This window comes from Hymenobacter glacialis (assembly GCF_001816165.1).
Lineage (GTDB): Bacteria > Bacteroidota > Bacteroidia > Cytophagales > Hymenobacteraceae > Hymenobacter > Hymenobacter glacialis.
Genome location: NZ_MDZC01000069.1, coordinates 21153 through 28570 on the forward strand (window position 1 = coordinate 21153; position 7418 = coordinate 28570).

Here is a 7418-nt window from a genome sequence, read left to right on the forward strand (position 1 = left end):
ACAATTTCCTGGACAGGCGCGGCCTTGCGAGCGACAACACGGCTACCGGCACCTTTGCATAGAGCACCGACTGCTACAGGCAAGTGAATTGATGGTCAATTTGTTATATGGAAAAACGCGGCTGAAAATCAACCGCTTTGCCTTAGCGTTGTTTTCCGTTCCTGCTTTATTGGCACCCCTAACACGTGTCAATTTGCCGGTGCCCAATGGCAAATGCCCCCCACTATCTTTGCCCATGACCCGCCCCACCTCAAGCTGGGACCATACAGCGAAACCACCTCAACCTGTCTCCTCGGGATGGAACGACAGACAGACTGGCGCTCCTCAATCATCCCCAGTGCCAACCAAGTAGTTGGGCATCACACCCGAATCAGTAACAGTTGACTCACAACTTGTTATCGATAAACTACGCATTAAGTAATGGTGCATAAGTAGCCGTATTCGATTTGGGCCTACTGGTCTGACCGCCCTAGGCGGTCTGACCGGTTGAAGCACCAGCAATTTCGGTGTGACAACAACCGGTCAGACCGCCTAGGGCGGTCAGACCAGAGCATACGCTTACTTCTGCATTCGTACTTAATCGTAGCAAAAAAGGCGGTCATGCTCATCTGGCGTCCGCTTGCCGAAGCATCTCTACCGCGTAAGCAATCAGTTTACTACTGCGGTAGAGATGCTTCGGCAAGCGGACGCCAGATGAGCATGACGTTCTAAATTCAGTACGCTTACTTCTGCACGAGTACTTAGCATTGACCACCAATTTGCCCCTGCTGCCGATGTATAAATCCCTTGTTAAACCCCTGCTCTTCAACCTCGATGCGGAGCGCGCCCACCACCTCGTTTTCGATAACCTGCGCCGCGCCGCGCGGGTGCCGGGCATGCCCGCCCTGCTCCGCACACTCTACGGTTTCCAGCACCCCAGCCTGGAACGCGAGGTTTTCGGGCTGAAATTTCCCAACCCGGTGGGGTTGGCGGCGGGGTTTGATAAGAACGCAGCCCTGACCGACGAGTTGGCCACGCTGGGCTTTGGCTTTGTGGAAATCGGCACGGTGACGCCCCGGCCGCAGCCCGGCAACCCCACGCCGCGCCTGTTCCGGCTGCCCCAGGACGAGGCGCTGCTCAACCGCATGGGCTTCAACAACGAGGGGGCGGCCGTGGTGGCAGCGCGCTTGGCCCAACGGCGCAACCGGCAACTTCTTATCGGCGGTAACATCGGCAAGAACAAGGACACGCCCAACGAGCGCGCCGCCGACGACTACGTGGCCTGCTTTGAGGCGTTGGCCGAGGTGGTGGACTACTTCGTGGTGAACGTGAGCTCGCCCAACACGCCTAACCTGCGCCAGCTGCAGGAGAAAAAGCCACTGATTGACCTGTTGCAGCAGGTACAGGCCCGCAACAAGGCCCGCCCCACGCCGCGGCCGCTGCTGCTCAAAATCGCACCCGACCTCACCGACTCGCAACTCGACGATATTCTGGAAATAGCCCGCGAAACCCGGCTGAGTGGCCTCGTGGCTACCAACACCACCATCAGCCGCGACAACCTGCGCACGGAGGCCGCCCACGTGGCCAGCCTGGGCGCGGGCGGCCTGAGCGGGCGGCCGCTGCGGGCCCGGGCCACCGAAGTCATCCGCTACCTGCACCAGAAATCCGACGGCGGGCTGCCCATTATTGGCGCGGGCGGCATTCATTCGGCCGCCGACGCGCAGGAGAAGCTGGCCGCCGGGGCTTCGCTGATTCAGCTGTATACCGGCTTCATTTACGAAGGCCCGGCGCTGGTGAGCCAGATAAACCGGAGCCTGGTGCGGGGCTGAGGCAGTTCAACTTACTCAGGCCACCCCCGGCACTACTGGTGCCGGCCAGAAATGAAACAGCCCCTGAAATACCGAGTACTTCAGGGGCTGTTCGTTGCCGCCGCCTAGTAGCTTGCGAACACTAAGTGGCGGAATAAAGAGCCAAAGTTAGGACGGATGTGCTTGCCAAGCAATCTGTTGCGCGGCCCATATTTTTATTTGGCGGCGAAAATAGGAACAAAAGGCGCGTCTTTCAGCCCCTTAGCTTGAAAAATTGAATCTGAAAAAAGCAGCCCTGGGCAATTAGCAGTACCGATGAATTATCGGGCGTAACTAATGCCGTAACTTTGCACCATGCTTCAACCAAAACCCCAGTTGATGAAGCGTGGGATACTGCTCGGCAGAGACCCGCGAGAAGACCGGAAGGTCTTCGCTACTGTCGGTTTTTCCGATTTGGCCGCTGGTATTTCCGTTGATTTTTCTGAGTATTGCCCCGCCACCGTTTCGGATTCCGAAACGGTTTTTTTATGTCCCTTGAGTGCGTCGGCTGCCGCCCCGCAGCCAATTTTTCCCCAACTCCGGTATGGCACGTAAAGACCTGCTCGACATTGCATCGCTTCACCCTGAGGAAATCGGGTTCCTGCTCGACCAATCATCGTCCTTTAAGAAACTGTTCACCCATTCGGTGAAGAAGATTCCCGCGCTGGAAGGCAAGTCCGTGCTCATGCTGTTTTATGAGGCTAGCACCCGGACGCACTCCTCCTTCGAGGTGGCGGCCAAACGGCTCTCGGCGGAGGTAACGAACTTCGACGTGGCCCACTCCTCCATCTCCAAGGGCGAGTCGGTGCGCGAGACGATTGAGACGCTCCAGGCCATGCGCACCGACTACATCGTTGTTCGCCACAGCCACCCCGGCCTGCCCGGCATGATTGCCCGCCAAACCACGGCGTCGGTTATCAATGCCGGCGACGGGGCCCACGAGCACCCCACCCAGGCCCTGCTGGACGCCTTTACCATCAAGGAAAAATTCCCGGACCCCCGGGGCAAAAAAGTCCTCATCATCGGCGACATTCTCCACTCCCGCGTCGCGCGCTCCACCAGCACGCTGCTGCAAAAGCTGGGCATCGAGGTGGCGTACCTGGGGCCGGGCTCGCTGGTGCCCAAGTACGGCCCGGCCACTATCCCCCGCTTCACCGACTACGAGGCAGCCATGGCTTGGGCACCCGACGTGGTGTACCTGCTGCGCGTGCAGATGGAGCGCCAGGACGTGCAGTTTTTCCCCAGCCTGCGCGAATACCACCGGGTGTACGGCATCACCACGGCCCGGCTGGCGGAAATCAGCGACCAGGGCCTCTACATCATGCACCCCGGCCCCGTAAACCGGGGGGTGGAGCTGTGCGACGCCGTGATGGACTACGAGCGCAGCCTGATTACCAACCAGGTCGAAAACGGCATCTCGGTGCGCATGGCCGTGCTCGACTGGCTCAAGCCGGGCGGGGATTTCCCTAAGCAGGAATCGTACGTCGCGCGGCCGCAAACCAGTTCAACGGTGCTGATGCCCTAAGCGCCGTTCGCAACTGCTGACGCTGCTTCTCAACTTTATCTCCATCATAACCCTCGCCGGTTTACCGAAATCACCCCTTTATGCTGCTGCTTCAAAACGCTCGTATCGCCTCCGAAAACTCCCCCATACTTGTCGAAAGTGACGTCCTGATTGTCGAAGGAAAAATTCAGGAAATCGGCAGCGGTCTGGCCGTTCCCGAGGGTGCCCGGGTCATCGACGCGCGCGCCCGGGTGCTGATGCCCGGCATGTTTGATGCCCACGTTCATTTCCGCGCTCCGGGGTTTGAGAACAAGGAAACCATCACCACGGGCAGCGAAGCGGCCATCAATGGCGGCGTTACCGGGGTGGTGATGATGCCCAATACCCGCCCGGCCCTCGACTCGGCTACTGCAGTAGCCACCGTGCTCGACAACGCCCGCGACCGGTCGCGCATTCCGGTGTACACCTCCGGCTGCGTCACTAAGAACCGCGAGGGCAAGGAACTGGCCGAAATTGAGGGCATGCGCGAGCTCGGGGTGACCATGCTCACCGACGACGGGGATACCACGGCCGACCCGGCCGTGCTTTTCCGGGCCATGCAGTATGCTACCGAGTTCGGGATGTTTTTCGCCAGCCACTGCGAGGTGCCGGAGCTAGCCGGGCCGCGCGCCCTCAACGAAGGGGTGATGAGCTACCGGCTCGGCATCAAGGGTTCACCGGCATGCGCGGAGGAAATCATCATCGACCGCGACATCCGCCTGGCCCATGCGGCAGGCGCACACGTGCACATCCAACACGTTTCCAGCAAGCTGGGCATGGAAACCATTCGCTGGTGGAAATCGCGCGGCGATGTGAAAGTAACGGCAGAGGTCACCCCGCACCACCTGATGTTCACCGACGAGCACATCGGCGACTACGACACGAACTACAAAATGAACCCGCCGCTGCGCACCCAGGCCGATTGTGATGCGCTGCTCGAAGGGCTCATCGAAGGCGTGTTCGATATCATTTCCACCGACCACGCGCCGCACACGCCGTTTGAGAAAGCCCAGGATTTCATCACCGCGCCCAATGGTATCACCGGCCTGGATACGGCCCTGGTGTCACTCTACCATCACTTCGTGGAGCCCGGAAAATTTGGGTGGGATGTGCTGTTGAAGCGCTATTCGGCGGAGCCCCGCCGCCTGATGGGCCTGCCGGCAGCCGCCATCGAAGTCGGCCAGCAAGCCAACTGCGTCCTGTTCGATACCGAAGCGGAAACCACCTTCACGCGGGACTTCATGAAATCCAAATCCCAGAACACACCCTTTATCGACCAGACGTTGAAAGGCCGGGTGGACCTGGTGATTTTGGGGACCGAAATCCTGCTGGAACGGGAATAGGTAGCGAAAAGCAAGACATAAAATCAAAGAACGTGTCATGCTGAGCGAAGCCGAAGCATCTCTACCGCAATGCTAACCCTGTCGACTGCAACGAAGCGGTAGAGATGCTTCGACTGCGCTCCGCTTCGCTCAGCATGACGACCAACCATATTCCCATGAATAACCCTTCCACACCTGACACCCCTAAGCCCCTGGTGGGCGTGGTGATGGGCTCCAGCAGCGACTGGGATACCATGCAGCATGCCGTGCAGATGCTCACGCACTTTGGCGTGGCCCATGAGGCGCGCGTGGTGTCGGCCCACCGCATGCCCGACGACCTGTTTGCCTACGCTGAACAAGCTGGTCCGCGCGGTTTGCAGGCCATCATTGCCGGGGCCGGGGGAGCCGCCCACCTGCCGGGCATGCTGGCCGCCAAAACTACGGTGCCCGTGCTGGGCGTGCCGGTGGCCAGCCGGCATTTGCAGGGCGTGGATTCGCTGCACAGCATCGTGCAGATGCCCAAAGGGGTGCCCGTCGCTACGTTTGCCATTGGCAATGCCGGGGCGGCCAATGCCGCCCTGTTCGCCCTGAGCATGCTGGCCCTGCACGACCCGGCCCTGGCTGCCAAACTGCACACGTTCCGCGCCGAACAAACCGAGGCCGCCCGCGCCATGACGCTGCCCATATGAGCGACGGAACGCACAGCCTCGCCATGAGCCCGATTTTTCCGGGCAGTACGGATGCCGCTGGCCAGCGGGCAACCCTGGGGGTGCTGGGCGGCGGCCAGCTGGGCCGCATGTTCGTGCATGCCGCCCAGCGCCTGGGCTATTTTACCGCCGTGCTGGAGCCCGACGCGCAAAGCCCGGCCGGGCTGGTGAGCCACCACCACATCCAGACCAGGTACGACGACCCGGCCGGGCTGGCGCAACTGGCCCAGTTATGTCAGGCCATCACCACCGAGTTTGAAAACGTGCCCGCCCAGGCCCTGCAAACGCTGGCCCTAACCTGCCCCGTTGCTCCGGGCGCGGCCGTGGTCGGCATTGCCCAAGACCGCATCGAGGAAAAAGCCCACTTCACGGCTGGCTCCGATTTGTCGGGGGTGGCCTGCGCGCCCTACGCGGTGATTGAAACGCCGGCCCAGCTCCAGGCCATCCAGAACGACCGGGATGATTTGCTGCCTGGCATCCTAAAAACAGCGCGCATGGGCTACGACGGCAAGGGTCAGGTCAGGGTGAAAACCGCCGCCGAGCTGGCCGCCGCCTGGGCCGAGCTGGGCAGCGTGGCCTGCGTGCTGGAAAAGATGCTGCCGCTCATGGCCGAGTGTTCGGTGTTGGTGGCGCGTGGCTGGGACGGGCAGGCCGTCAGCTACGCCCCGCAGCGCAACGTGCACGTCGATGGCATTTTGGCCGTGACCCACGCTTACGAAGGCAATATGCCGCCCACCCTGGCCACCAGGGCCCGCAACGCGGCCGTTTCCCTGGCGCAGCAGCTGGGCTATGTGGGCGTGCTGTGCGTCGAGTTTTTTGTGGTGGAAGGCGACGACGAGCACGGCGACTTAGTAGTCAATGAGATGGCCCCGCGCCCGCACAACAGCGGCCACTACACCCTGGACGCCTGCAACGTGTCGCAGTTTGACCTGCAGGTTCATGCCATGGCGGGCCTGCCCTTGCCACTGCCGCGCCAGCATTCCCCGGCCATCATGCTCAACCTGCTGGGTGAGGTGTGGTTTGACGGCAACGGGCAACGGCGGGAGCCGGACTGGCACGCCGTGCTGAGTTTACCGGGTACGCATCTGCATCTGTACGGCAAAGCGGAAGCGCGTGCCGGCCGCAAAATGGGCCACCTGACCATCACCGGCCCGGATGTCGCCAGTGTAAAAACCACTGCGCGCCGTGCCGCTGGTTTACTCGGCTTGCCGGGTCTGGATGCCATTTAAATACCGTTTGTGTTAAGAAAAATCACCTTAAACGAACGGTCATGCTGAGCTTGTCGAAGCATCTCTACCGCTTCGGCTGAGCCATTCAACGAAGCGGTAGAGATGCTTGACAAGCTCAGCATGACGTTCTTCCTGCGCTCCTCCATCATGACCCAAACAGTAAAACTCATCCTCGAAGACGGCACCTGCATTGAGGGCGAATCCTTCGGCGCGTTCACCTCCGCCGCGGGCGAAGTGGTGTTCAGCACGGCCATGACCGGCTACCCCGAAAACCTGACCGACCCGTCCTTCGCCGGCCAGATTCTGGTGCTCACCACCCCCATGGTGGGCAACTACGGCGTGCCCGGCGAAGACCTCTACGAGTCGATTTCGAAGATTTTCGAGTCCGATAAGATTCACATTGCCGGGCTGGTCGTCAACTACTACTCCGAGGAGCACAGCCACTGGAACGCCGCCAAAAGCCTCGGCGACTGGCTCCAGGAGTACAACATCCCCGGTATTTTCAACGTCGACACGCGCATGCTCACCAAAAAGCTGCGCGAGAAAGGCGCCATGCTGGGCAAAATCGTAGCCGAAACCGACGTACCCTTCCACGACCCCAATCGCGACAACCTCGTGGCCCAGGTGAGCCCGGCCGGCGTGCAGCACTACGGCCACGGCCAGCACAAAATCGTGCTCGTGGACTGCGGCACCAAAACCAACATCATCCGCTGCTTCCTCGAGCGCGACGTGGAGCTGATTCGCGTGCCCTGGGACTACGATTTCACGACCCTGGACTACGACGGCCTGTT

General features: G+C 60.9%; 6 protein-coding genes. All 6 read left to right on the forward strand.

Translation table 11 applies throughout. The features are described from left to right. Positions 1 to 773 precede the first annotated feature (773 nt). Entirely contained in the window at positions 774 to 1808 is a 1035-nt protein-coding gene (locus BEN48_RS11290; protein WP_070734958.1) for a quinone-dependent dihydroorotate dehydrogenase, read from the forward strand. 562 nt (positions 1809 to 2370) lie between these two features. Then, complete coding sequence (locus BEN48_RS11300) at positions 2371 to 3351, forward strand: aspartate carbamoyltransferase catalytic subunit (protein WP_083320992.1); 981 nt, start codon at positions 2371 to 2373, stop codon at positions 3349 to 3351. 80 nt (positions 3352 to 3431) lie between these two features. Continuing rightward, positions 3432 to 4712: a dihydroorotase gene (locus BEN48_RS11305; RefSeq protein ID WP_070734954.1), complete on the forward strand. Its 1281-nt coding sequence runs from the start codon at positions 3432 to 3434 to the stop codon at positions 4710 to 4712. Between the two features lie 155 nt (positions 4713 to 4867). Further along, entirely contained in the window at positions 4868 to 5380 is a 513-nt protein-coding gene (gene purE, locus BEN48_RS11310; RefSeq protein ID WP_070734960.1) for a 5-(carboxyamino)imidazole ribonucleotide mutase, read from the forward strand. Continuing rightward, positions 5377 to 6627, forward strand: a complete 1251-nt coding sequence (locus BEN48_RS11315; RefSeq protein WP_206599852.1) for a 5-(carboxyamino)imidazole ribonucleotide synthase — start codon at positions 5377 to 5379, stop codon at positions 6625 to 6627. Before purE ends, BEN48_RS11315 begins: the two co-directional genes overlap by 4 nt. A 102-nt stretch (positions 6628 to 6729) precedes the next feature. After that, a partial coding sequence (locus BEN48_RS11320) for a carbamoyl-phosphate synthase domain-containing protein (protein ID WP_317043702.1) occupies positions 6730 to 7418 on the forward strand: 689 nt, incomplete at its 3' end.